The organism is Dyadobacter flavalbus, assembly GCF_006149045.1.
GTDB classification, from domain to species: domain Bacteria; phylum Bacteroidota; class Bacteroidia; order Cytophagales; family Spirosomataceae; genus Dyadobacter; species Dyadobacter flavalbus.
Map to the genome: position 1 here is coordinate 208888 of NZ_VBSN01000069.1, position 24994 is coordinate 233881.

Here is a 24994-nt window from a genome sequence, read left to right on the forward strand (position 1 = left end):
AACTAAATGATAACCCATGATTAAAGAGAAAAAGGATATATCAGCAGACAGCAGGCCGGCTGTTTCGGCAGCCATTTATTATGATATGTTTGATCTCAATCCGCAGCCCATGTGGGTTTATGACCTGCAGACTTTCCGGATTCTTGAGGTAAATCAGGCGGCAATCCGGAATTACGGGTACAGCCGAAGCGAGTTTCTGGCACTTACCATTATGGATATCAGGCCTGAAAAAGACATTCCCGATCTGGTAAAAGCGGTAAATGAAATAAGGAAAAGTGAGAAAATTTTTTCCAGAGGCATATGGAAGCACCGCAAGAAAAATGGTGAAATTATTGATGTAGAGATACAAAGCGGTACAATTTATGTCAATGGCAGAAAGGCGGAACTGGTGTTGTCACTGGACGTAACCGCCATTGTAGCCGCAGAAAGAGAAAAGCAGCACTGGAGTGAAAAGCTGATTGATGCCCAGAAAATTGCAAAGCTCGGGTATTGGACCCGGCGTCTGGATGAAGATATTTCCGACTGGTCTGTGGAAATGTTTGAAATTTATGGAAGAAATCCGCAGACTTTTGTGCCCACTTTCGAGAATCTGATCAACTGTTTTCATCCTGATGACCGCTATTTGCTCTATGAAGAAGCTTTCACATCCCTGAAAGAAGGCGAACACAATGATTTTGAACACCGGATTATTACAGAAAGCGGAGAAGTAAAATGGGTTTTTCAGCGGATCGAACTTCAGACAGATGCGGAAAAACAGGTAATTGGCATTAAAGGGATCATTCAGGATATTACTGAAAAACGCAAGGCAGACAAAAAGTTCAAGGCCGTCTTTGATCATACCAGCGATGCAATCCTGCTGGGAGACGATCAGGGCAACTGCCTGGATATAAATGAAGCAGCAACAAAAATGTTTGGTTACTCCGGTCAGGAACTGAACAGCCTGAATTTATTTTACCTTTTCAGAAATGAGCAGGAATCGGAGGAAAGCGGAAAAAGACTTCTGAAAGAAAATATTTCCAACAAGATCGTAAAATTGCTGCGCAAGGATGGAACTCATATTATGGGAAACCTGAATGCAACGCTCAACATTATTTCCGGCGTACATCTTTATTGTGTAAAAGATATTACCGATCAGATGGAAAAAAAGAAACTGCTGATCCAGAGTGAAAGGCGTTTCAAGGCGCTTGTTCAGGAAGGCGCCGACCTGATTTCAATTCTCGATAGCAACGGACATTACAAATTTGTCGGTGAAAGTTATTATCATGTATTGGGATTGCATCCCGATGAATTAATCGGCAAAGATGCCTTCCAGTATATTCATCCCGAAGACAGAAGCAGGATTGCAGAATTATTCCTGAAAGCCAGACATCAGAAACGGACAAAAACGGATCCATACCGGTATCTGGATGCTGCCGGAAATTACCGCTGGATTGTTACAACGGCAACGAATCTGTCGTACGACCCGGCCATTAACGGGTTTGTCACCAATTCACGGGATATTACGGATACAATTCTCAAATCCAATGATCTGATATTAAGTAATGAAAGGTATAAACTGATCCAGAAGGCTGCCAATGAGGCCATTTACGACTGGGATATGGAAACAGGCAAAGTGGAATGGGGGCCCGGTTTTCAGGATATTTTTGGTTTTGACCTGACTATATACAGTAATAAATTATGGTATGACTATATTTATACGGATGACAGCAAACGGGTTCTGACGGAACTGAAGACCGCAGCGGAGAATCCCGACACTGAAATGCTGGTTTCAGAATTCCGTTTTCAGAAAGCCAGCGGGGAACTGGCACTTGTGGAACACCGTATTATTTTCCTGCGCAATCGGCAGGGGCTTGCCATACGGGCAGTCGGGTCGCTGAGGGATATTACAGATTACAGGCAGAACCTGCTTCAGATCCGGCTCCAGAATGAAAAGTTGAAAGAAATTGCATGGACCCAGTCTCATATTGTAAGGGCTCCGCTTGCCCGGTTGATGGGACTGGTGGAGTTGCTGAAAATAGGCGCATGCGGAGACATTAGCCAGAACGAAATTCTGAATCATATACTGGAATCGGCGCAGGAACTGGATGTAGTGATCAAGGACATAACGCAAAAGGCAGATAAACTACAAAGCAGCAATGGAGGAAAAGGAGTTAAAGATAATTTTGATTGATGATGACAAGATCATGCTGTTTCTGAACGAGATGTTTCTCCGGAAAGCAGGCGTGCTGCACGATACAATACTTTTTCATAACGGAAAGGAAGCACTGAGCTATCTGGACTCGTACGAAGCGGAAAATACCGTTTTTCTCATTTTGCTGGATATCAATATGCCCGTTATGAACGGCTGGGACTTTCTGCATGCTGTTCAGGAACGTCCGTATCTGCAACGGCTGTGGATTGTATTGGTCAGTTCGGCTACCGAGAATTCGGAACAGGAAAAAGCACTAAGCTTTGATCATGTAATCGGTTATCAGCAGAAGCCGCTTACGCTGCAGGGGTGCCTGGAAATTACCAGCGCTGAACCGGTAAAAGCATTTTTTGACAGTAAGAAACCGGAATAATCCGGCCATTGTCCGAGTCGGACTACCTTACCAAACTGTTTATTCCCGGGCAATTTTTACAACTACATCATTCCTTTTCCGGAAGCCCTGCCGGGCAAATGAAAAAAGGTACTCATTTGCCCGATCCGGAAAGTGGCCGGCTATTATTCTCCGATGCATGGATCTGATTTTTTCAGGAAAAACCGGCAAAGAACCCTAATTTTGGTCACATCTTTATTTTTATGTCCGATATAACAAGGTAGAATACGGGCAGGAAAATAACCTACAAACAGAATAAAGAATCAAAATGCGTGAGGCAGACCTTGTTTTAAAACGTAATTTTTCATGGCTGCTTGCACTTGGCATCCTGCTGAACATTCCGGGATTGTTTCTGGACATCATGGAACCCGACGGTGCGCTGTACGCGACGATTGCCAAACATATTGTACTGCATCGCGACTGGATTAACCTTTTCGGGGACGGTCACGACTGGCTGGACAAACCTCATTTTCCTTTCTGGATGGCTGCGGCCAGTTATAAAGTTCTGGGAATTAACGGATTTGCATACAAGTTGCCGGCATTTCTTTTCTGGCTCGGAGGTTTATGGTATACGTATGTTACTGCAAGAGATCTTTTTAACGACTCGGTAGCCCGGATTTCCGTGCTGCTGTATACCGTTGCCTTGCACAGCACACTTGCCAATTTCGATGTGCGGGCGGAGCCGTATCTTACCACTTGCATCATTGCTTCAGTATGGCATATGCTGGCCGCTTACCGAAACGGAAATTTTTGGCATGTGGTGGCTGCGGCGTTTTTTGCAGCTTGCGCCATGATGACCAAAGGTATCTTTGTGCTCGCGACCATTGGCGGAGGCTGGGTGATTTTCTGGATAATTACAAGGCAATGGAAACAGTTTGTCAATTACAAATGGTGGATCATGGCCGTACTTTGTCTGGTTTTCATCATTCCTGAACTGTACAGCTTGTATGTACAGTTTGATATGCATCCTGAAAAGGTTGTTTTCGGCAGGACAAATGTATCGGGAGTCCGGTTTTTCTTCTGGGATAGTCAGTTTGGAAGGTTTTTTAATACCGGGCCGATTAAAGGAAGCGGCAACAAACTGTTTTTCCTGCATACTACTTTATGGGCGTTTCTTCCGTGGTCTGCAGGGCTTGTGGCCGGAATTGTTTATCTGATTGGTTATGACAAAAACCGTGATCCTGCCCGATGGATCATTTACGGCAGCGCACTTGTAACTTTCGTGTTGTTTTCACTTTCCAAATTCCAGCTTCCGCATTATATCGTTATTATTTTTCCTTATTTGTCTGTAATTACAGCCTTTTTCATTGATCAGCAGGCCGAAAATCCCGGATTAAAGCATTTGGTGAAAGTTCAGACTGCACTTGTTTTATTATTGGGTGCAACCATATTATGGCTTCTTTATATAACCGGGATCAAACATGCAATTACGGCGGCAACGATAACATTGCTGCTGGTGCTGGCAGGGAGCGTTGTCAAATTTAAAAGCCGGCTTTTGTCTCTTTTGTTCAAAGGCTATGTTGCGGCTGCTATGATGTATGTATTTCTTTTTGTCTTTTTTTACCCGTTTTTGCTGGAATATCAATCCGGCCGCAAGGCAGCCGGACTGATTCCGGTTCGTGACAGGGATGTTCCTGTTGCTGCTTATGGTGCTTTTTCCTATACTTTTGAATTTTATGCGCCGGGCGACGTAGCATTGCTCGGGAGTAAAGCCGGTTTACAACATTTTCTGGATAAAAAACCCGGGTATCTGTTCACATCAGCCGCATTTGGCGACAGTCTGATCCGGTCAGGTGTGAAGGCAGATATTTTGGGAAAACCGGCCTATTACCGTATCACCAAGCTTAAACTTCATTTTCTCGATTCCAGAAAAAGGGATGAAATGCTGGAAACACGGTATCTCCTTTACATCCGGTAAATGTATCCGGATTGCCTAGTCAACTTTACCGATTTCGGATTTAAGTTCATACCATTTCTGGATATTACTTTCATCCGAATCTGTATATTCACTGGCCAGATATTGTAAAAACTCATGTTTTGCTTCATCTGATTCCAGAAACAGCACATCTTCATTGCCGTCTGCCTTTACGCGGTACTCGTATCCGTCGTTCTTCACTCTTTTGTCCGTGTAAAAGATGCCGGAACCTTCAAAGTTGGAAATTGAACTGTAAAGCTGGTATACATCTTCATGATTTTCCAGATCTACATTGGAAAGCCATGCTTTATAATCTTTGATCTCGCTCATATGCGTTCATGTTGTGTTTTCTGATGTATAAAGGAACATTAAAACTGTACCAAACAGCTGGAAAAAGCATTTGGAAAGCAGAACGCACCGTGCGCAGAAGTGCAGTACTGCTGAACCCGGCCTGAAACGCTTCTGGAACGATAATTGATTCATTCATTTTACAATATCAAACTAGCTAAAAGTCAATATCATGAAAAAATTCATCACAAGCGTTGTAATGTTCACGCTGATCGCCGGCGGAACTGCCATGGCGCAAACTACCAGCAACAGTGCCGGAAATACAAAACGTACTGGCAAGGATTCCACACAAACGCAAGGAAATAGCGCACAGGGTACTTCGGCCTGGCCGCAGGCAACCGGAACTGCAGCAAGCACCATGTCCGGAGATGACAACAGTGCAATAGGAAATACACATCAGATGCATGGAACGGCCAAAAGCGATTCCGTACAAACACAGGGAAACAGTGCGCAGGGAACTTCTGCCTGGCCGCAGGCTACGGGAACAGCAGCAAGTACAACACAGGCACCGGAAAGCTCGTCTCTGAATGAAGCAACAAACGGTTCCATGAACAAAGATTCAAAAAAAGGTAAAAACAAGAAAAACAAAGGAACGGCAGAGTCAACGGTTCCTAATAACAAATAACATCGTCCTCTTTCAGGACTGTTGTTTAATCCGAAACCATGTATGAAAAACGAATCCCGGGGAGAACCAGAAATCAAGACAAAAAAAGCTGTAAAAGCAGAGCCTGCATTGCATGAATTGTTTCTGGATTCGCTCCGGGATATATACTGGGCGGAAAATCATCTGGTAAAAACACTTCCGGGTATAATTGCTTTTGCTACTTCGCAGGATCTGAACAGTGCCTTGCAAGAGCATCTTATACTTACAGAGAAACAGATTAAAAGGCTTGAACAGATTTTTGATACATTGGGTGAAAAAGCTGTTGCTCGGAAATGCGATGCCATGGAGGGGCTTACTAAAGAAGGCGAGCACATTGTAGAAAGAACAGAAGCCGGTTCCGCAACCCGGGACGCAGGAATCATCCTTGCTGTACAAAAAATAGAACACTATGAAATTGCAACATACGGCGGTCTGACCCAGCTTGCCAAAACCCTTGGTTTGGACGACATAGCCGAAGTGCTTGCCCAGACATTGAGCGAAGAAAAAGATGCCGATTTCCTGCTGACCGAAATTGCAGAAAACTGCGTGAACTATAAAGCTTCTGAAGAGGACTGAACCCTTTTGTAATAATAAAAAAGCAGCACAAATTACTTTAAACAAAATCTTAGTCAGGCTGAGTGAAACTGGAGTCCGTTCCAATGCTATATATACGCTTTGCCAATCCGGCATACGGTTTACTCAGCATGACTTTTTTTAAAATCCCGAAATAACTATTGCTGTTCTTCCAGGATTACCAATGCTTCTTCATTTCCCTGTTGTATGGCAAGGTCGTAAACGGAAAGGCCTCTTACATCAACAATATGCCTGTCGGCGCCGTGCTTCAGTAAAATCCTTACCAGTTCATTCCGGCCGAACATGGCGGCAAACATCAGTGCTGTTCCGCCGTTTCCGTGCTGCATATTCAGGTCAGCACCGTAACTGATCAGCAATTCTGCAATATCGGGATACCCTTTAAACGAGACGCCCATCAGGGCAGTGTTACCGCCGAAATCACTTGCATTTACATCTGCGTTTGCTTTCAGCAACAATTTGGCGGCATTATACTGATTATTGTAACATGCGATGATGAGCGGCGTGTATCCTTTATCATCCTGTACATTTACATTGATCTGGCGGTTTATCAGTTCTTCCAGAACTTCCGTATTTCCAAGACGTGCCGCATGCAAAATAACCTGATCTAAATTGTCCATTGACTATTTTTATGAAAATTGAGTTTAATTCAGGTTTGTTGCATTAATCGTGCCAGATTATACTTGTAAGCCTTTGCTTTATGCGCATTTATTACAGATTTCAATGCCGGAACCATGCTTGTTAATTTTCTGTACCTTGCGTAAACAACTTTATTGTGGTATGTAAAGCTTATGCTGGATTGCAAATACGATCATATCCGTCGTGCGTTTTACTTTCAGCTTGTCCATTACGCAGCGGTGATAATACTGAACGGTATGCACGCTCAATCTCAGGTCGTTAGCAATTTCCTTGATCGTTTGTCCGCCGCATACTTTCTGAAGCACTTCCTTCTCACGGGGTGAAAGATGCACAACAATCTGGTCCTCAGTAAAAATATTGTTGATCAGGTAATCCCTGATTTCCTTCCCGATGTACTGTCTTCCGTCGCATACATCCGCGATGCATTCCTGTAATTCCTCAAAAGACGTACACTTGGACATATAACCGTTCACACCTTTTTTCAGCGCATGTTTGATGGTCTGGAAGTCTGTCATGGTAGAAAGGACAATTATTTTCATTCCTTTCGGAAATGTATTCCGGCATATTTCCACTAGTTGTATCCCGGTCATTCCGTTTATCAGCAGGTCAAGAATCAGGATGTCCGGCGGATTGCTTTTCTTTTTAGCCAGAAATTCCTTGCCATCCTCAAATATGTCAACGTATTGTACATCAGGAAGCTGAAGAAACAGGCTTTGTAAAGCACTTGTCAGTATCGGCAGTTCGTCAACCAATGTAATTTTCATAGAACCGGTTTTAATAACAGCAAATGATTTTGAAGTATTTGCGAATAAGAAGTGTTTATTGATGTTTTATATACATTGAGTAGGAAGTTTTCCGCCAAATAAATCTGTGCATTGTTCATTTGGCCCAAATATGATTAAAGTTTGACAATTAAAAGGATCGTTTTATCCTGCGGTAAACTGCGGAACATAACTGCCTGATATTGCCTCCACTTTTATGCTTGCTGTTGTCCGAAGTTATTTGAACGGAGCATTTCTGAATTCAAAATCGGGTACAAACTGATACTTTAGGAAGATCTGCTTGCCGCGGAAAGCCGGAATTTCATGAGATTTGTTACGGAAGCTGCATGCACCGGAGCAGGAGTGGGAAACGCGTATTTACAACGCGGTATTTATAATTTTGTCTGAACCGCCTGCGCTGGTTTGCCATACGCCTCTCAATTTAACGGACCCTGCTTACACAGTTACTGCGGCGCCGGCACACACAGCATGGATGCCGAGAGAAAGTTGCCACTTTGTTGCTGTGGAAAGACAAAGCAGCGGAGCAATTGGACGGAATGGCTAAAACTTATAAGATTATAAAGCAGTCATTGCAAAGTAACCGGCAATTCGCCGGCAAAGCCATTGAAGGATCGCTCCGGCGGCTTTTGCTGTAAATTACTTCCTGCATTATTTTACAGGATTAAGAATAAGTTAACGCACTTTATTAACTTATTTCGAAATGAAATATGAAACCGTGTTCTGTATATTTGCAGAAAACATTTCAACCCTGATCAGCCGCAAGGAAAATTCAGGCACTATTGGTTTGTAATTCAACGTATCCATCGTTAACGTATCATTATTTATGTCAAGGAAAAGAGGCAGTAAAGCCAGGTTCAGAAAGACTTTGATTACAACTGTTAAATGGCTTAGCGCGATTGTCCCCGTTTGCGCCTTTATTTACATCCTTTATTACTACAAACAATTTGACTTTCTCAAAAAGAAACCGGTCGTAAAATCCAGAACAGAGGTGGTTACCCAGGCTGATTCCATTTCCGCACTGGTGGGCAGCAATAAAGAAAAGCTGCTGAACAATATCAAGATCATGGAAAATGAATGGCATACCGTCGGCGGGATTGCAATCCACAGCCTGACAATCAATAATGCGACTGCGGCAACGGTCAAAAATCTTGAAATCGAGTTCAAATACCTTTCGGGAACCCAGTCGGTACTTACTTCAAAAATTGTAACCATCAAAACACCGCTTCCGCCAAAGAAATCAACTAAGGTGGGAGGCATCAGTGTGGGTTATGTTAACAATTCTGTTGTCGGCTGCGATCTGAAAGTTATAAATGGTACTTTTTAGCGTCTAAAAGTGTCATTTATTGTCGGTATAAGTCAACAGACAGGGTGCGGGATTCATCAGAAATCTACAAATCAATGCTTATATTCCACAAAATTCAACAGATGCGGGTAGTTCGATAAACCTTTATATTTCAATTCTTTAATCAGGATTGTATTTAGAAGCTGCAAGTAAAAAGCTGATAAAATCTGGCACGATTGTTTGATAATGCAACATTACAAACCTGTTATGCCTGACTAATCAACAAACTTATGACACAGCTACTTCAAAATATCTACCTGATTACACCATATTTGTTTATAGCAGTTTTACTTGCTGCTGCCTTTTGTGCGATCTGGCTCATTTCTGAACTGAAAAAATCACAGGCCGGATCTCAGAATGAATTTTCTGTCAGTGACCGTTTGTTTATAAAACGCAATGCTGCAAGATTGAGAAAGATGGAATTCCATTAAGGAACGATATATATTAACAGACAGGAAGTCTTATCCGTGATCACTGCATACGGGTAAGACTTTTTTCATTTTCCGCCCGATAAAAGAGCCGCATTCATTCCACCCGGAACAGGTTTGAATTTTATAACTTGCGTAAATGAAAAACATCCCAGAAACAAAGTATCCGGGATGTCTGATTTTACTCAACGTTATTGAAAGCCATTTGACTGGTTTTCAACATCAAATTTAACCATTTCTTTATTTAAAACATTGCTTTTTGTGTAAGAAATGACATTTTTTAGAGTAGAAATATGCCCTTTCTGCGCAATTTTGGCTTATTGCGTTATTAAATAGTATCATTTCAGTTGAAAGTTCGTTTTCTTCGTCCATTTTCTGCATCGTAAAATTTAATAAAGCATTGCTTATCAGCATCAAAGCAATTGTCATTTTTACACATCCGCCTGTTTTCTGCCGTTTTACAAAACATTTAATGACCGGATTTGCATTCGGCGGCAACCGATTGTATGTACGAATTTTACAACTGACAGCATTGCAAACGGACATGCTGAATATTTTTTTGAAATAAGTAATCCTTTGCGTGCATCTTTGTGTATATACTCCGTGTTCTTACTTTTACTTTCTCTCTTACCGTACGATGGAAAATGAAAACCCCGCTTTGGAAGATTACAAGGATTTCGGGCTTACGCCGGAATCAGGCAAAAATGCAGAGCAGCTTGCCGGTATGCTCAGGAAAAAGGAAACTGAAGAAAATCTGGAAAAACTGGCCAGGAACCTGACTGCACAATGGAGCAAGTCAAAGACTGCTTCAAAAAAGCCCGACCTGTCATTTGCTGCATTTGAAAAAAAGCTCAAAGAAGCAGGAAATCAGTAATTGTACCAGTCTCCCCACCAGTTCTGCAGCTTTTTTCGGATCTCTTCTTCACGTGCATTTTTGCCCGGTTCAAAAAACCTGCTTCCCTTGATTTCATCCGGCAGAAAGTTTTGCTTAGCAAAATTGCCTTCAAAATCATGTGAATATTTGTACTCTTTCCCATAACCGATCTGCTTCATCAGCTTTGTAGGTGCATTCCTCAAATGCAGCGGAACAGGCAAGTGCGCGGTATTTTTCGCCATTTCCATGGCATCGTTGATGGCCAGATAACTCGCGTTGCTCTTCGGCGAAGTGGCCAGATATACAGCGACCTGTGACAAAATAATCCTTGATTCCGGATAGCCGATTACATTCACTGCCTGCATGCACGCATTTGCCATGATCATAGCGGTCGGGTTGGCATTTCCGATATCTTCCGATGCCATAATCAGCATTCTACGGGCTATAAAAGCCGGATCTTCGCCGGCAACAATCATGCGCGCCAGCCAGTAAACGGCCCCGTTCGGGTCACTTCCCCGGAGCGATTTGATGAATGCGGAAATAATATCATAATGCTGTTCGCCGGATTTGTCGTAGCGTGCAATATGCTGCTGGGCAACTTCCGTAACCCATTCATCCGTTATTTCGATTTCCTGCTCTTCGCCTTTGCCAAGTACGACAAGTTCGAGCAAATTCAGCAGTTTGCGCCCGTCGCCGCCGGAAAGTCTCAGCAAAGCATCGTACGAAGCAAAGCGGATGTTTTTTCCTCGCAGCCAGGCATCTTTTTCCGTTGCCCTTGCAATCAGATCTTTAAGTTCCTTTTCGCCGAATGCTTCCAGAATATAAACCTGACAGCGGGAAAGCAATGCGGAATTGATTTCAAATGACGGATTTTCGGTTGTGGCACCGATCAGCGTAACCTGGCCTTTTTCGACTGCGCCCAGCAATGCATCCTGCTGACTTTTATTGTAACGGTGAATTTCATCAATAAACAGTATCGCCGGAAACAGTCCCGACGGCCTTGCCAGAACTTCGCGCAGATCTTTTACGCCGGAACTGATTGCGCTGAGGTTGTAAAACTGCCTTTTCGTTGTTTCTGCGATCAGCAGCGCCAATGTCGTTTTGCCTACGCCCGGCGGTCCCCAGAAAATCATGGACGGAATCGTATTCTGCAATATCGCTCTGCGCAAAGGTCCGTTCGGGCCAAGCAGTTTTTCCTGTCCGACAAAATCGTCCAGCGTTTTCGGGCGCAGGCGTTCGGCAAGCGGTATGTTCATCGGTGTCATTCAGATTGTATTTTGTCAGGTAAAGAAACAAAAAAAGCGTGGCTTGGTTCGCCACGCTTCTGCTGTAATATATTTTAAAAAAACGGTTCAGAAAGTAAGTCTTTCCAGCGTCATTTGTTTTTTCAGGTTTCCAAGCGCACCAAATACAAGATTATAAACGGATTGTATATTTATTTTCATCAGATCGGCAATTTCATGATTGTTAAGGTTCATGTAGAATTTAAGGAAAATAGCTTCCCGCTGGCGGCGCGGCAGCCCGTTGACGGCTACGTTCAGATGCTGGTTTGTAGATTCGAATTCCTCTTCCGAAATCAGGTGATTTTCATGCGAAGGCGTGTTGATATGCCAGTATTCAACCGGAATATCCTCATTACTTGTGTGCTTTTGCTGCGCGTTCAGGTGTCTTACCAGTTTTCTTTTGATAGAAGCCATCAGGTAAAAACGTACGGATGTGGTGTCGCCCAATGTCATCCGGTTTCTCCACAATTCCACAAACAAGTCGTGAATGCAATCTTTGATCAATGGTTTGTCAATCGTGAACTGGGAACAATACTGATAAAGAATGTGAACATAAGAACGGTAAAGACATGCATAAGCATTTTCGTCGCCCTTTCTGAACTGATCCCAGAAGTACAGTTCTTCTTCTTGCTTGTAGCGTAGGTGAGCCATTTTTTGGATAGGAATTGATTAAGGTTAGGAATGATTATGAATAAGGGTCATAATAACACTTGTAAATATATTTATAAAAAAACATATTAAAAAAATATTTTCATCATAAAATTATATTTCAAAGTTTAATGATGCAATTTTGATAAAATGTAACTTATTATATATTTAAAGGTACAAAATCAAAGCTTTTTCCGTCAAATAATCCTTTGTCACTTAATTTCAGATCCGGAATTACGAGCAATGCCATAAAAGATAAAGTCATGAAAGGCGACTGCAGTGTGGAGCCGAGTTTATCCTTTACAAAAAGGTCAACAGCCGTATAGGATTTTGCAACTTCATAGCCGTCGAGGTCGCTCATCAGTCCGGCTACAGGCAGCGGCAGCAGATGTTTTTCTCCTTTCCCGACGGCTGAAACGCCGCCTTTTGCTTCAATAATCAGATTCACGGCATGGCATATACTTTCATCATCGCAGCCCACAGCAATGATGTTATGCGAATCGTGGCCGACGGACGAAGCCATGGCTCCGGATTTCAGTCCGAAGTTTTTGATGAAAGCAACGGCCGGAACCGCATTTTCATAACGGTTGATTACCGTGATTTTCAGAATGTCGGAATCCGGGTCGGCAAGCAGGAATTTTCCGTCATGTTTTGCACTTCTTGCAAGCTGATTGGTGATCAGTTGTCCTTCCAGCGCTTCAATAACCCTGATATCTGCGTTTAAATTTTCTACTGTACACTGGAAATCCTGCGGGAATTTGGGAGCGCAGTTGAATTTGTTCGGATGCTCGCTTCGCAGGTCGGGAAGAAGTGAAGTGCCGTTTTCAGCAACAACCTGTCCGTTGATCCACGTTTGTAATATCGTAAAATCACGAAGGTTGTTGACTACAATGAAATCTGCCGGATCATTCACACGCAGCAACCCGACCGGAAGCGTATAATGCAGAACCGGGTTCACGCAGGCAGCCTGCAGGATATTCCATATATCGTAACCAAGTCCGAGCGCACGTCTGACGAGCAAATTAATATGTCCTTCAACGAGATTATCCGGATGTTTGTCATCCGAGCAGAACATGATCATTTCCGGGAATTCGTCGATCAAAGGAATCAGCGCGTCAAAGTTTCTGGCGGCACTTCCTTCGCGGATCAGGATTTTTACGTCGTAGCCAATCTTTTCTTTTGCTTCTTCATATGTAAAGCATTCGTGATCCGTTGAAATCCCGTTCATCGCATATTTTCTGGCGGCTTCTCCGCGCAGGCCCGGCGCATGTCCGTCAATGACCTTATTATAATGCTTTGCCCATTTTATCTTGGCCATCATATCCGGGTCTTCGTTTAATACGCCGGGAAAGTTCATGACTTCGGCAAGGTACCCGATTTCATTCCGCGCAAGCAGCGCCCCGACTTCCTCGGCAGAAATCTCCGCGCCTGCAGTTTCAAAAGCCGTGGCCGGCACGCAGGAAGGTGCGCCGAAACAAAATTTGAACGGAACCCTTTTACCGTCCTCTACCATAAATTCCACGCCGGAAACGCCCAGTACATTGCCAATTTCATGCGGATCGGAAACGGTAGCAACGGTGCCATGTACAACAGCCAGCCGTGCAAACTGCGCAGGCGTCAGCATGGAACTTTCTATATGCACGTGCGCGTCCGTAAAACCGGGTAAAATATAGGGTAAAGCTGCATTCTCCGGCCCAAGAATTTCTATTTTACCGATCCGGCCGTTTTCCAAATGGATTTCTGCTTCATATATGCTTTTTTCAAAAATGTTAACAAGATTGGCTTTCATGGAACTGGGTTTAGGCTGGAAGGCCGGTTGGTACTGACCGGCATTTTACGGAATTCCTTCTGATATAGCAAAGGACTTTTCCCGGTGTAGATTTTGAAGTACTTGTTGAAATTGGCAAAATTGTTGAATCCGCTTTCGTAGCAGACCTGCGCAACGGACAGGTTGGTTTCCGCAAGCAGCTTGCAGGCATGCCCGATCCGGAGTTCGAGCAGAAACTGCGAATAGGTTTTCCGGCTCCGGCTTTTGAAATATCTGCAGAAAGAATTCGGGCTGATGCTGGCTACTTCGGAAATCTCTTCAATGGAAATTTTCTTCTGGAAATTACGGACGGAATACTGATAAATATGATTGATGCGATCGGTATCATACGGGTCAAATTCTTCCTGAAACGGCAGCTCGGAAAGCATTTCAACACCGGCACATTGCGCAAGGCTTTCCAGAATCCGTAATAACGATATAACCGTGTTGCCGCTTTTCTGATTGAGCAGATCTTTCAGAAGCGCTTTTACTTCTTCCGTTCCGCTGCCGCTTATTTTCAGTCCGCGCCGGGAATTCAGCAGGAGTTCATGGATTGCCTTGTTTTCAGGAAGAGCCAGAAAGGATTTGCCGAAGATTTCTTCCGAAAAGTGTACAACTGTAGCCTGTGCATAAAGCTGGCTTTCTCTCTGGAAATACTTTTCGTCGCAGCGCCAGTAATGCGGCAGATTTGGGCCGATCAGCAGCAGGTCGCCGCTGCGGAAGTTCCGGATATTGTCGCCTACAAACTGCGTCCCGGAGCCTTGTTCAATATGAATCAGCTCTAATTCAGGATGATAATGCCAGCGGTCATAGAAATAAAGGACAACATCCTGCCGTATACTGAACGATTTCTGCAATCCTTTCGGAACCTTAAGTAGCAGCGGTTTCACAAATAATTACATGATTGATTCTTAAACAGGAAATATATGCCAATATAGTTGAAAAATTTGCCAGTTTTGCAAACCAATGTATTGAAATATTTCTGTTCATTTGCCTTTAAATTATACCGGCGAAATTCTTTTTTGATCTAAATATATTACTGCAGACTATGGCGTCTCAACTCTTGAAAATACATCCTTCAGATAATGTCATTGTGGCGCTGCGCGACTTGCCGGCGGGTACCAATGCCGAATGGGGGAATGAACATTACAATTTGCAATACGGCGTTTCGGCAAAGCACAAGTTTGTAACCGAGGACATTGAAACCGGCGGCGCCGTCATTATGTACGGCGTTCTCGTCGGAAGGGCTACGCAACCAATCAAAAAAGGCGAACCCATTACCACTTTCAATCTAAAGCACGACGCACACGATTACAGCACAGCCAACAGACAGCCTTATTTTTATACTGCGCCCGACGTCAGCAAATGGCAGAACCGGACTTTCAGAGGATATCACCGCGAAGACGGCCGCGTAGGAACGTATAATTACTGGCTGGTGCTTCCGCTTGTTTTCTGTGAAAACCGTAACGTGCTGATTATGAAAGATGCGTTTGAACGCGAACTCGGTTATGCGCAGACGGACATTTACAGGGAACACGTACGGGAATTCCTGCATTTTTACCAGTCCGGCGATATCCGGAAAATCAAAAGCATGGAAGCATTTACGGAACGTCCGCCCGTTGGTTATGAGAAGCCGAAGCGTCCTTTCGAAAATGTAGACGGTATCAAATTCCTCACGCACGAGGGCGGTTGCGGCGGTACAAGAACGGATGCCAATACCTTATGCGCGCTTTTTGCGGCTTATGCCGTTCATCCGAACGTGGCCGGCATCACCGTTTTGAGTCTGGGCTGCCAGAATTCCGAACTGCAGACGCTGGAAGACGAGATCCGAAAAAGAGATCCGCATTTCAATAAACCGTTCTATGCGTTTGAACACCAGAAAGGGACCGAATATTCGCTGATGTCGGGTGCGATCAAGGAAACGTTTATGGGCGTTACCAAAATCAACGAATTTGAAAGATCGGATGCGCCTTTATCCAAATTGTCAGTAGGACTCAAGTGCGGCGGTTCGGACGGATTTTCGGGCATTTCGGCCAATCCGGTTCTCGGACATCTTTCAGATATTGTTACAACGCTCGGCGGACAAACGCTGCTTGCCGAATTTCCCGAACTGAACGGCGTGGAGCAGGAATTGCTGAACCGTTGCGTTACGGAAGAAAAAGCGGCCAAATTTGAAAAACTGATGCGTGATTATGCCGGCAAGGCGGAAGCAGTCGGCTCTGCATTTGCATTCAATCCTTCTCCGGGAAATATCAAGGACGGCCTGATTACGGATGCGATCAAATCGGCGGGAGCAGCTAAAAAAGGCGGAAACGCTTACATCACGGACGTTCTGAACTATACGGAAAGAGCAACCGAATCCGGTCTTCAGCTGGTGTGTACACCCGGAAACGACGTGGAAGCAACAACCGGCCAGACGGCCGCAGGCGCCAATATCATTCTTTTCACGACCGGCCTCGGGACCCCGACCGGAAATCCGATTTGCCCTGTTGCCAAAGTTGCTACGAATACGAAACTGGCCGAAAGAATGCCTGACGTAATCGATTTTGACTGCGGCCCGGTCGTGGACGGAACCCAAACCATTGAACAGAATGCAGAAGCATTGCTGGAATACGTCATCAAAGTGGCAAGCGGCGAACTTACCAAAGCACAGCAGCTCGGACAGGACGATTTCATTCCGTGGAAGCGCGGCGTTTCGTTGTAAACAGCATAAATTCGGAAAAGAAGCCGGAGAAATCGGAATGGCACAGTAAAGTCGATCCGGATCAACCTTTTCCTTTTGCCATATACATATAGCTTTTTAAATAAATCCATTGTTTGCTGACATTCAGCGGGCATTTACATTACAAGATACATGTTTGATTTAAGCGGTAAAACAGCACTTATAACCGGAGGCGCAAGCGGCATCGGGCTTGCCATCTCACAGACTTTTGTAAAACAGGGCGCTTACGTCCATATTCTGGAACTGAACATGGAACTTGCGAATCAGGTTGTAAGCCAGCTCGTGGCCGATGGCGGCCAGGCGGAAGCTCATGCGGTGGATATTTCGAAGCAGGCCGATGTTGTCAATGTTATTAATGCCATTGCTGCCAACCATAAAATCGATATTCTGGTGAATAATGCCGGCATTGCGCATATCGGAAAAGCGGATACGACAACTGAAATCGATTTTGACCGAGTCATGAACGTGAATGTAAAAGGCGTTTATAACTGTCTGCTCGCTACGATTCCGCACCTGAAAAGCAACGGCGGCGGCGTGATTCTGAACATGGCGTCCATTGCGGCGACCGTCGGTATTCCGGACCGTTTTGCCTATTCTACTGCCAAAGGAGCCGTTTATTCCATGACTTTATCCGTTGCAAAAGATTATCTCGCCGATAATATCCGCTGCAACAGCATTTCTCCCGCACGCGTGCATACGCCTTTTGTGGACGGGTTTATTTCCAAAACCTATCCGGGAAAAGAAGCGGAGATGTTTGAAAAACTGTCCAAAACACAGCCGATCGGCCGTATGGCAAAGCCGGAAGAAATCGGTGCGCTTGCGTTGTACCTCTGCTCGGACGAAGCCGGGTTTGTAACCGGCTGCGATTATCTGATCGACGGCGGTTTTGAAAAGCTGAATAATTAACAAACAATCCGTTTTCACACACTTTGAATTTAATCAATTAACAATACAATGGCCAGGGAATAAAAACCGGAAGCCAAAAACATTTTTCCCATGAAACTTTTTCGATTTGGTGCTTTTGAACAGGAAAAACCGGGAGTGGAACTTGCAGACGGTACAAAGCTGGATGTATCCGCATTTGGTGAAGATTTTAATGAAAAATTCTTTTCAACAGAGGGGATCAAACGCCTTGGCGACTGGCTGGCCGAGAATTCCGGAACTTGTCCGCAGGTTGAAGCGGGTTTCCGGTACGGATCCTGCGTGGCGCGTCCGTCCAAGATCATTTGCATTGGCATGAACTATGCCAAACATGCATACGAATCGGGTGCGACCGAACTGCCGAAAGAACCGATTGTTTTCTTCAAATCCACTTCTGCATTATGCGGGCCGAACGATCAGGTGATTATTCCTAGAAATTCAGAAAAAACGGATTGGGAAGTGGAACTTGCCGTAATCATTGGTAAAAGAACAAGTTATGTTGAAGAATCGGAAGCGCTTCAATATGTGGCCGGATATGCCGTGCATAACGATTATTCCGAGCGTGCATTCCAGATGGAGCGCGGCGGACAATGGGTAAAAGGCAAAAGCAACGACACTTTCGCACCGTTGGGACCATACCTTGTTACTTCGGACGAAATAGAAAATGCAAACAGTCTGGATCTGTGGCTTTCATTGAACGGCAAGAAAATCCAGGACAGCAACACATCGGACATGATTTTTCAGGTTCCGTTCCTGATCAGTTACCTGAGCCAGTTTATGACCTTGCTGCCGGGCGATGTGATTACAACAGGAACACCGGCCGGCGTAGGACTGGGTATGAAGCCGCAGGTTTATCTGAAACCGGGCGACATTGTGGAACTTGGAATAGAAAAGCTCGGGGAACAGAAACAGGAAGCCATTGCCTGGAAACCGGTGCAGGGTTAAGTACTATAAACAAACAGATTTATCGAAATTTCAAGCAACGTTTATGATCATTGATTCGCATCAGCATTTCTGGATTTTTGATAAAGAAAGAGATTCCTGGATCACACCGGAAATGCAGGCAATTCGTCAGAATTTTCTGCCTGCAGATCTTGGCCCCGTTCTGGATGCAAATGGCGTTGACGGCTGCGTGGCGGTACAGGCTTCGCAATCCGATTCCGAAACCGAATTTCTGCTCCAGCTTGCCGAAGCCAATGATTTTATCAAAGGCGTTGTCGGCTGGATTGACCTTCGCGGCGATCATTTGTACAGCCGGCTGGAAAGGTATTCACAGTTTGAAAAGCTGAAAGGTTTCCGGCATGTCGTGCAGGCCGAGCCCGAAGGGTTTATGCTTCAGCCGGCATTTATCAAAGGGGTCGGGCAGCTTGTTGCTTTTGATTTTACGTATGATATTCTGATTCATCAGCATCAGCTTGAAGAAGCGTTCAACTTTGCCGTAAAGCTGCCCAACGTGCATTTTGTGCTGGATCATATGGCCAAGCCGCTGATCAAAACCGGTGAACTGGAACCCTGGGCAACAGGGATCAGGAAGCTGGCCGAGTTGCCGAACGTAAGCTGCAAAATTTCCGGAATGGTAACGGAAGCAAACTGGAAAGAATGGGAAAAAGCGGATTTTCGGCCCTATCTGGACGTTGTTTACGAAGCATTCGGAACAGACAGGCTCCTGTTCGGTTCCGATTGGCCGGTATGTCTTGTTGCCGCAGAATATGAAGGGGTAAAAGGAATTGTGACGGATTATCTCGGCATGTTTTCTGATTCTGAGTTTCAGAAAATAATGGGCAAAAATGCAGTCGGCTTTTACAATCTTGATATATAACCACGTATGAAAAAATATTGTCTGGCTGTGGATCTGGTGGATGATCCGGTCATGATCGCCGAATACGAAGCATTTCACAAGGAGATCAGACCGGAGATCGAGAAAAGCATCAAAGACGCAGGCATCACGCGAATGGACATTTTCCGGCTGGAAAACCGGCTTTTCATGATCATGGAAGCAGAAGATGATTTCAGTTTTGAAAAAAAGGCAGAAATGGACGCTTCCAACCCGAAAGTCCAGGAATGGGAACAGCTGATGTGGAAATACCAGCAGGCTTTACCCTCTGCAAAGCCCGGTGAAAAATGGGTGCTTATGAAACAGATATTTGCCCTGAACAATAGTTAGATAATTGAGAATCAACGTTATTAATGTTAAATAGAACACGCTATTTGATATTCGTTATAATTATTTGCTTAACGTTATCTGCATCACAGCCCCGGCGGGCCGTCGAATTGAAAGTAATGAGTTTTAACATTCGTCACGGCCTCAACACCGCAGACGAACCGAATCTCATGGACATCCTGAAAATCATCAAGGATCACCGTCCAGACCTGATTGCGCTTCAGGCAGTGGACAGCTTGGTGAATAAAGGCAAAGTGCAGTTTCAGCTCCGGCAGATTGCGGTCCAGACCGGCATGCATTACGCATACGGCGTTGCAGATCAGTCAGATAATGGTTCGCAGGGAGTTGGCATCTTGTCAGCCTGGGAATTTGAAAGAACACAGACTATCAACTTGCCGCACACACCTGGCGCTGATACAAAAGTACTGTTATGCGGACTGATCAAGCCCTCGCGGCATGTAACGCTGCGTTTTTGTAACTCGCGGCTGGAATATGCTTCTGTTTTCGACAGGGCTCTGCAGGCGGCCTACATCAACCAGATGCTGGTGAACAGCATCCAGCCGGTGGTTCTGGGAATGGATATGGGTGCGCGGCCCAATGAGCAGCCTTACTTTTCTTTCAGGCAGAAATGGCAGGATGCAGCCCAGGGTTCGCAGCTTGAAACCTGGAACGAAGGTTTACCGGGCGACCGGTTCGATTATATTTTTGCATTGCTGAACAGCAAAGTACGGATCAAGAGCTACAAGGTTATAAGAAATTACCCGAACGTTTCTGATCATTATCCCATTCTCGCCACAGTTGAATTCTGGTGAGCAGCCAATTGGCGGTTAGCTTTTAGCGGTTAGCAAAATGAAATGTGATTAAAAAAGCACATCGTAAGAACTGACAATCTCAATTATATTTTTGCAATAACTTAAGATGAATTACTCAAGTTTGAAAATCGGATTGTTTATTCCCTGTTATGTAGACCAGTTTTATCCGCAGGTCGGGATTGCCACGCTGGAATTGCTGGAAAAGCTGGGCTGTACGGTTACGTTTCCCCTGAATCAGACCTGTTGCGGCCAGCCGATGGCCAACTCCGGGTTTGAGCATCTGACAAAATCATGCGACAAGTTGTTTTACGACCTTTTTGCTGATTGCGACTACATTGTTTCGCCTTCGGGCAGTTGCGTGCTGCATATCAAGGACCATCTGAAGGTGGAGGAAAAGCCGGAGGAATCCAAAAAACTGCGCAGAAGGGTTTATGAACTTGTTGAGTTTATCACAGATATATTGAAAGTAGATTCCATTGAAGCTGAGTTTCCGTATCGTGTAGGCTTGCATCAGGGTTGTCACGGGCAGCGCGGACTGCATCTTTCGCAGATGTCGGAGCTTAATGCGGCGCCGTTCTCGAAACCGGTTTCCTTGTTGAAAAAAGTAAAAGGGCTGGAACTGATCGAACTGGACCGGGCGGATGAATGCTGCGGATTTGGCGGGACGTTCTGCGTGAGCGAAGAAGCGGTTTCCGTTAAAATGGGAAAAGACCGCGTTGCAGATCATATCCGTCATCACGCACAATTTATTACAGGATCGGATATGAGTTGTCTGCTGCATCTGGAAGGAATCCTGAAAAGAAGAAATTCGGACGTAAAGGTGAAGCACATTGCCGAAATCCTGAACAGCGCTGTAAAACAAATACCGGCGCCCATATCCTGAACGCCGGTACATTGCAAATTTTCAGATTTGAGTAATCCGAGTGAAGTTCGATTTAGTTAATGGAAGAAATCGTACGGCTGGTTGTTGTCAGGATGTCAAAAGCTTGTGAAGCTTTCTCTTTGCCGTCTGTAACTTCAAAAGTATAAGTGCCGTCTGCCAGTGTAGAAAGGTCGAAGTACTTAAGATAGTTTTTCTCAGTGGCTTTTGTTTCAGAGAAAAGGACATTGTTGTTTGTGTCCAGAATACGTACTAGAACCGATTTCGTTTGCGGATTATAATAGGAAACGCGGAATTGCATCGGCTTGATCTGCAGAACGCTCAGCTTTTCGGAAGTGGCTGCGCTTTTTTCTGAGGTAACATTGTTTTGCTGTGCATTGCAGGTAAAAGCAGAACCGGTTAAAAGTAAGCCGGCGAGGGCTGCTGCAAAAAGCGTGTTCTTGGTTTTCATAGGAGTGTAAATTCTTAAAGTATCTGGAAAAAGTTTAATTATACTTCAATCGGGCTTTTATTGCCGGATCGGAAAACTTTATGATTCAAAGGTATAAGATATTGCATTCCAATAAAATAGCTTTTTGTCTGCTTTGAAAAAGTTGTTTATTTAATAAAGTGCGAACTTTAAATAGTGCAATGAATGTGAAAAGTACAATTCATATTCTTTAAAAAATACAATTAAATAATTGTCATTATAACCATGTCCAAAGCAATTATCGAACATGCCGCCGCTTCAGAAACCTTTAACAAGGATGAATCGTACGTAGACTGGCATGATGAAACATTATGGTTTGTACGTCAGAAAAGGGATAAATCTTCCAAATTGCTGCCGGAATGGGAGCAATTGCGTGAGGCTGCTTCCACGATAAAAAACTACGTGCTGTCGCATATGGACACGCTGCTGGTTTCATTTGAGCAGAAAGCAAAGGAAAACGGCATCCATATTCACTGGGCTGCGGATGCTGCCGAGCATAACGAAATCGTGCTCGGCCTTTTGAAACAGCACAACATCGGCAAGATGGTGAAGAGCAAATCCATGCTTACCGAAGAGTGCCATATGAATGAATTTCTGAGCAAAAACGGCATTGAAGTCATTGACACGGATCTTGGAGAAAGAATTGTACAGCTCCGCAACGAGCCGCCAAGCCATATTGTGCTTCCGGCAATCCATTTAAAGAAAAAAGACATCGGCGATCTTTTCCATGAACACCTCGGAACCGAAGCCGGCGCAACCGATCCGCAGTATCTGACGGAAGCGGCCAGGCAGCATTTAAGGGACAAATTCCTGACGCGGAGAGCGGCTTTGACGGGCGTGAACTTTGCCATTGCCGAAACAGGCGGCTTCGTAGTGGCCACCAATGAAGGAAATGCCGATATGGGCGCGCATCTTGCCGATATTCATATTGCCAGCATGGGCTTTGAAAAAATAATCCCGAAGCAGGAACATCTCGGCGTTTTCCTCCGATTGCTTGCACGCAGCGCGACCGGGCAGCCGGTGACTACTTACAGCAGCCATTTCAAAAAGCCGCGTGAAGGTCAGGAAATGCATATCATCATTGTGGATAACGGCAGGACTACCCAGTTGGGAAGGCCGGATTTCCGGAATTCATTGAAATGCATCCGTTGCGGCGCCTGCATGAACACTTGTCCGGTTTACCGCAGAAGCGGCGGGCACAGCTATCACAATGCCGTCGCCGGTCCGATCGGTTCCATACTGGCACCCAATCTGGACATGACCAAAAATGCGGATCTGCCGTTTGCAAGTACGCTGTGCGGAAGCTGTTCCAATGTTTGCCCGGTAAAAATCGATATTCACGATCAGCTTTATAAATGGCGTCAGGTTCTGGTGAAAGGCGGGCATGTGCCGCAATCCAAGGAGCTGGGAATAAAGGCAATGTCCGTAATATTGTCGCAGCCGCGCTTTTACCAGTGGTCGGGAAGGCTCGGGCGCTCCGTTATGCGCACGATTCCTTTTATGGTCAATAACGGGCTTAATCCCTGGTTTAAACAAAGAGATATGCCGGAACCGCCGAAAGAAAGTTTCAGAGACTGGTATGTACGTAACCGTAAAGCTTAAACAATGAACTCACGCGATAAAATACTGCAGCAGATCAAGCTGAATATGCCTTCTGAAACCGTTTTGCCAGAAAAAATCCGTTTTGACAGTCATTTTGAAAGTACGGAAAACAAGTTTGTGGAGACACTTTCTGCGATATACACCGAAGTAATTGTTGTTAAAGACCTGAATGCACTGAAAGAAAAAGCCGAAGAACTGTACGCTTCGGTTACAAACCGTGCAACGACGATTCCTTTTCTGAACAGCTGGGCCGATTTCAGCCTGAACATTGCTGATCCGCATGATCTGGAAATGATCGAAATTGCGATTTTGGAGGCAGAGTTCGGTGTGGCGGAAAACGGTGCGGTATGGATTTCGGAAAGGCATTTGCCGCATCGCGCGTTGCCTTTTATCACGCAGAACCTTGCCTTCGTAATTCCGAGAAATGCGATTGTAAACAACATGCACGATGCCTACGAACGCCTGAGTGATACAACCGGCTGGGGCTGTTTTATAGCAGGCCCGTCCAAAACAGCCGATATAGAGCAATCGCTGGTTATTGGCGCGCACGGCGCCCGAAGCATGGTGATTTTTCTGATCGAGGATTATCCCGGGATTTTGTAGTTGCAGCAACAGCTGATTCTGAAATCAAACCTGCATGTACCATAACCGTGCATGCAGGTTTGTTAAAATAAGGTCTTTACCTCTAGCCGGCATCCGGACACTCCGAAAATAATCCGGAAGCTGGTTAAAAACTTCGATTAAATTCCTTTCCCGCCGGTACTTTCTTCTATTTTTGCAAAGTTCGCTTTTAATGAAAATCCTTTTAGCCGTCTGCTAAAAACTACGCTTTATACGTATGCCCAAAATAATCGTTGCTATTGATGGCTATTCAAGTTGTGGCAAAAGCACAACTGCAAAGCTGGTGGCCAAGCAATTAAACTACCCTTACATTGACACCGGCGCCATGTACAGGGCAGTTACACTTTACTTTCTGCAGAATCATATCAGCCTCACCAATCCGAAGGAAACACAGCAGGCGCTGAACAATATCCATATTTCGTTTAAAAGACATCCCGAGCTCGGCCGGAACGATACGTATCTCAACGGTCTGAATGTGGAGGATGAAATCCGCAAAATGTATGTTTCTGAAAAAGTCAGTGATGTAAGTGCGATTGCCGAAGTAAGGCATGCACTCGTTGCGCAGCAGCAGCGGATGGGAAAAGCTAAAGGAATCGTTATGGACGGCCGGGATATCGGAACGGTTGTGTTTCCGCAGGCCGAACTTAAAATTTTCATGACCGCCGATCCGTTGATAAGAGCGCAGCGGCGCCAGATGGAACTGCTTGAAAAAGGAGAAACGGTCGGGCTTGCAGAAATTGCCGAAAACCTGAAAATGCGGGATTACATCGATACACACCGCGCTGAAAGCCCTTTGAAACAAGCGGAAGATGCCATTTACGTAGATAATTCGCTGATGACGCTGGATGAACAGGTGGAACTGGTCGTAAGGCTGGCGGATGAACAAATCGGGCTGTCGCTGCGGCGCGGTACGGAATAAAGATTCAA

25 protein-coding genes are annotated in these 24994 nt (G+C 44.9%); 17 read left to right on the plus strand and 8 right to left on the minus strand.

Annotated elements, in window-relative coordinates:
• Positions 1-16 precede the first annotated feature (16 nt).
• The 3 genes from FEM33_RS22745 (at position 17) to FEM33_RS22755 (ending at position 4497) form a co-directional block, all read left to right on the plus strand.
• Positions 17-2170, plus strand: a complete 2154-nt coding sequence (locus FEM33_RS22745) for a PAS domain S-box protein (RefSeq protein WP_139014267.1) — start codon at positions 17-19, stop codon at positions 2168-2170.
• Positions 2163-2561 (plus strand): response regulator, encoded by a 399-nt coding sequence (locus tag FEM33_RS22750; protein WP_229214373.1) that lies wholly within the window; start codon positions 2163-2165, stop codon positions 2559-2561. The genes FEM33_RS22745 and FEM33_RS22750 overlap by 8 nt, the downstream gene beginning before the upstream one ends.
• Before the next feature lie 286 nt (positions 2562-2847).
• On the plus strand, positions 2848-4497 hold the full coding sequence (locus FEM33_RS22755) for an ArnT family glycosyltransferase (protein ID WP_139014269.1): 1650 nt from the start codon (positions 2848-2850) through the stop codon (positions 4495-4497).
• A gap of 15 nt (positions 4498-4512) precedes the next feature.
• On the opposite strand, the gene FEM33_RS22760 is transcribed toward FEM33_RS22755, so the two are convergent.
• Positions 4513-4824: a hypothetical protein gene (locus FEM33_RS22760; RefSeq protein WP_139014270.1), complete on the minus strand. Its 312-nt coding sequence runs from the start codon at positions 4822-4824 to the stop codon at positions 4513-4515.
• A 190-nt stretch (positions 4825-5014) separates the two neighbouring features.
• Here FEM33_RS22760 and FEM33_RS22765 point away from each other — a divergent pair, with 190 nt between their 5' ends.
• Together FEM33_RS22765 and FEM33_RS22770 are read left to right on the plus strand one after the other, a co-directional pair.
• Complete coding sequence (locus FEM33_RS22765) at positions 5015-5467, plus strand: hypothetical protein (RefSeq protein WP_139014271.1); 453 nt, start codon at positions 5015-5017, stop codon at positions 5465-5467.
• Between the two features lie 42 nt (positions 5468-5509).
• The gene (locus FEM33_RS22770; RefSeq protein WP_139014272.1) at positions 5510-6061 is read left to right on the plus strand and encodes a YciE/YciF ferroxidase family protein; all 552 of its coding nucleotides are present in this window, start codon (positions 5510-5512) and stop codon (positions 6059-6061) included.
• Positions 6062-6216: 155 nt separating this feature from the next.
• Here FEM33_RS22770 and FEM33_RS22775 read toward each other — a convergent pair whose 3' ends face one another.
• Together FEM33_RS22775 and FEM33_RS22780 are read right to left on the minus strand one after the other, a co-directional pair.
• Positions 6217-6696: an ankyrin repeat domain-containing protein gene (locus FEM33_RS22775; protein ID WP_139014273.1), complete on the minus strand. Its 480-nt coding sequence runs from the start codon at positions 6694-6696 to the stop codon at positions 6217-6219.
• A 150-nt stretch (positions 6697-6846) separates the two neighbouring features.
• Complete coding sequence (locus tag FEM33_RS22780) at positions 6847-7479, minus strand: response regulator (RefSeq protein WP_139014274.1); 633 nt, start codon at positions 7477-7479, stop codon at positions 6847-6849.
• Positions 7480-8320: 841 nt separating this feature from the next.
• On the opposite strand from FEM33_RS22780, the gene FEM33_RS22790 reads away from it, so the two are divergent.
• Both FEM33_RS22790 and FEM33_RS22800 read left to right on the plus strand, forming a co-directional pair.
• A complete protein-coding gene (locus FEM33_RS22790; RefSeq protein ID WP_139014276.1) occupies positions 8321-8821 on the plus strand; it encodes a hypothetical protein in 501 nt (166 codons plus the stop codon).
• Between the two features lie 1083 nt (positions 8822-9904).
• Entirely contained in the window at positions 9905-10141 is a 237-nt protein-coding gene (locus tag FEM33_RS22800; protein WP_139014278.1) for a hypothetical protein, read from the plus strand.
• On the opposite strand, the gene FEM33_RS22805 is transcribed toward FEM33_RS22800, so the two are convergent.
• The 4 genes from FEM33_RS22805 to FEM33_RS22820 all read right to left on the minus strand — a co-directional run bounded on the left by FEM33_RS22805 (position 10135) and on the right by FEM33_RS22820 (position 14769).
• Entirely contained in the window at positions 10135-11406 is a 1272-nt protein-coding gene (locus FEM33_RS22805) for a replication-associated recombination protein A (protein ID WP_139014279.1), read from the minus strand. The two genes, FEM33_RS22800 and FEM33_RS22805, sit on opposite strands and share 7 nt — an antisense overlap.
• 87 nt (positions 11407-11493) lie before the next feature.
• On the minus strand, positions 11494-12075 hold the full coding sequence (locus FEM33_RS22810; protein WP_139014280.1) for an RNA polymerase sigma factor: 582 nt from the start codon (positions 12073-12075) through the stop codon (positions 11494-11496).
• A 157-nt stretch (positions 12076-12232) separates the two neighbouring features.
• Entirely contained in the window at positions 12233-13861 is a 1629-nt protein-coding gene (gene ade / locus FEM33_RS22815; protein ID WP_139014281.1) for an adenine deaminase, read from the minus strand.
• The gene (locus FEM33_RS22820) at positions 13858-14769 is read right to left on the minus strand and encodes an AraC family transcriptional regulator (protein ID WP_139014282.1); all 912 of its coding nucleotides are present in this window, start codon (positions 14767-14769) and stop codon (positions 13858-13860) included. The genes ade and FEM33_RS22820 overlap by 4 nt, the downstream gene beginning before the upstream one ends.
• Positions 14770-14927: 158 nt before the next feature.
• Here FEM33_RS22820 and FEM33_RS22825 point away from each other — a divergent pair, with 158 nt between their 5' ends.
• The 7 genes from FEM33_RS22825 (at position 14928) to FEM33_RS22855 (ending at position 21378) form a co-directional block, all read left to right on the plus strand.
• Positions 14928-16583: a UxaA family hydrolase gene (locus tag FEM33_RS22825; protein WP_139014283.1), complete on the plus strand. Its 1656-nt coding sequence runs from the start codon at positions 14928-14930 to the stop codon at positions 16581-16583.
• 150 nt (positions 16584-16733) lie between these two features.
• On the plus strand, positions 16734-17507 hold the full coding sequence (locus FEM33_RS22830; RefSeq protein ID WP_139014284.1) for an SDR family NAD(P)-dependent oxidoreductase: 774 nt from the start codon (positions 16734-16736) through the stop codon (positions 17505-17507).
• 90 nt (positions 17508-17597) lie between these two features.
• Entirely contained in the window at positions 17598-18467 is an 870-nt protein-coding gene (locus FEM33_RS22835; RefSeq protein WP_139014285.1) for a fumarylacetoacetate hydrolase family protein, read from the plus strand.
• A gap of 43 nt (positions 18468-18510) precedes the next feature.
• Positions 18511-19341 carry an amidohydrolase family protein gene (locus tag FEM33_RS22840; RefSeq protein ID WP_139014286.1) on the plus strand — a complete coding sequence of 277 codons (831 nt, stop codon included), beginning with the start codon at positions 18511-18513 and terminating at the stop codon, positions 19339-19341.
• 6 nt (positions 19342-19347) lie between these two features.
• Positions 19348-19686, plus strand: coding sequence for an L-rhamnose mutarotase (locus FEM33_RS22845; RefSeq protein ID WP_139014287.1), 339 nt, complete (start codon positions 19348-19350; stop codon positions 19684-19686).
• A gap of 116 nt (positions 19687-19802) precedes the next feature.
• A complete protein-coding gene (locus tag FEM33_RS22850; RefSeq protein WP_139014288.1) occupies positions 19803-20495 on the plus strand; it encodes an endonuclease/exonuclease/phosphatase family protein in 693 nt (230 codons plus the stop codon).
• A gap of 106 nt (positions 20496-20601) precedes the next feature.
• Positions 20602-21378, plus strand: a complete 777-nt coding sequence (locus tag FEM33_RS22855) for a (Fe-S)-binding protein (RefSeq protein WP_139014289.1) — start codon at positions 20602-20604, stop codon at positions 21376-21378.
• A gap of 52 nt (positions 21379-21430) precedes the next feature.
• On the opposite strand, the gene FEM33_RS22860 is transcribed toward FEM33_RS22855, so the two are convergent.
• Entirely contained in the window at positions 21431-21826 is a 396-nt protein-coding gene (locus FEM33_RS22860) for a T9SS type A sorting domain-containing protein (RefSeq protein ID WP_139014290.1), read from the minus strand.
• 243 nt (positions 21827-22069) lie between these two features.
• On the opposite strand from FEM33_RS22860, the gene FEM33_RS22865 reads away from it, so the two are divergent.
• The 3 genes from FEM33_RS22865 to cmk all read left to right on the plus strand — a co-directional run bounded on the left by FEM33_RS22865 (position 22070) and on the right by cmk (position 24986).
• Positions 22070-23446 (plus strand): lactate utilization protein B, encoded by a 1377-nt coding sequence (locus tag FEM33_RS22865; protein ID WP_139014291.1) that lies wholly within the window; start codon positions 22070-22072, stop codon positions 23444-23446.
• 3 nt (positions 23447-23449) lie between these two features.
• Positions 23450-24049: a LutC/YkgG family protein gene (locus FEM33_RS22870; protein ID WP_139014292.1), complete on the plus strand. Its 600-nt coding sequence runs from the start codon at positions 23450-23452 to the stop codon at positions 24047-24049.
• Positions 24050-24284: 235 nt separating this feature from the next.
• Entirely contained in the window at positions 24285-24986 is a 702-nt protein-coding gene (cmk, locus tag FEM33_RS22875) for a (d)CMP kinase (RefSeq protein ID WP_139014293.1), read from the plus strand.
• The last annotated feature ends 8 nt before the right edge of the window (positions 24987-24994 follow it).